Source organism: Paraburkholderia sp. BR10872 (genome assembly GCF_040965835.1).
Taxonomy (GTDB): domain Bacteria; phylum Pseudomonadota; class Gammaproteobacteria; order Burkholderiales; family Burkholderiaceae; genus Paraburkholderia; species Paraburkholderia nodosa_A.
Window position 1 is genome coordinate 1 of record NZ_JBFRCN010000146.1, and the last position, 835, is coordinate 835.

1 pseudogene is annotated in these 835 nt (G+C 52.8%); it reads left to right on the top strand.

The features are described from left to right. Positions 1-556: 556 nt before the first annotated feature. Positions 557-835 (top strand): annotated as a pseudogene (locus AB4Y43_RS40440) (IS6 family transposase); the annotation flags it as partial.

Below are 835 nucleotides of genomic sequence, written 5' to 3' on the forward strand. Positions count from 1 at the left end.
TTCTCGCTCCAGTTCCGACACGACAACCTCGATTCCTTTACGTCCCATGATCGCCTCCAACACGCCGTGAATTCGATCATAGAACAATCTGAATTTACGTAAAGTTATTTATGGGACAGAATACTAGATGGACCAGTCGGAATACCACGCCCACGACGAGGGTTAATTGGGGTGGTACCGCAGCGCGAGGAGACTGCATTACCTTATTCACGTGACCATCCTTATGCTGCACTGCCCATGAGGTAAGAATCAATTCCTAACGGGCCGAAAAGACCTCTTGGTTTCGATTTCGGTTCTGCGTGGTCGACAGCTTGATCACGCCACGCTGTCCTCGTGAAAAAGGGGCGCGCCAACCGCTGCCCAAAGCTTAGTGACGGAAAGCACAAATGGTTGGGCTGGTCGTAACTGTCTGTGTGATAGTTCATGAGAAGATGACTGTTAAGTTTATCCATGGCTGTGTCGCGATAGTGGACTCAGGGCGAGTAAGGGCCGTTACGATAACAAGTGGTTGCGGGGGCACTGTCACGTTGGCGAGGTAGTCACGCAAGATGACACGATGAAGAAAAGAAAATCGCTTTATCACGGCCACCGGTTCCCGGCGGCAGTCATTAGTCTCGCGGTTCGGTGGTATTTCCGGTTCCAACTGAGCCTGCGTGATATTGAAGAACTGCTGTTCGAGCGCGGTGTCGTTGTCAGTTACGAGCGATCCGGACCTATCCGAATGAAAGGGACTTCCCCGTCCCGAGGCTGCGGCGGAAGCCGCGAGTCGGCATCGAAGTGCCATGATGGAGTGTCGAACTACATCAACGCCAACAGGAGGGGAAGTCCATGCCAA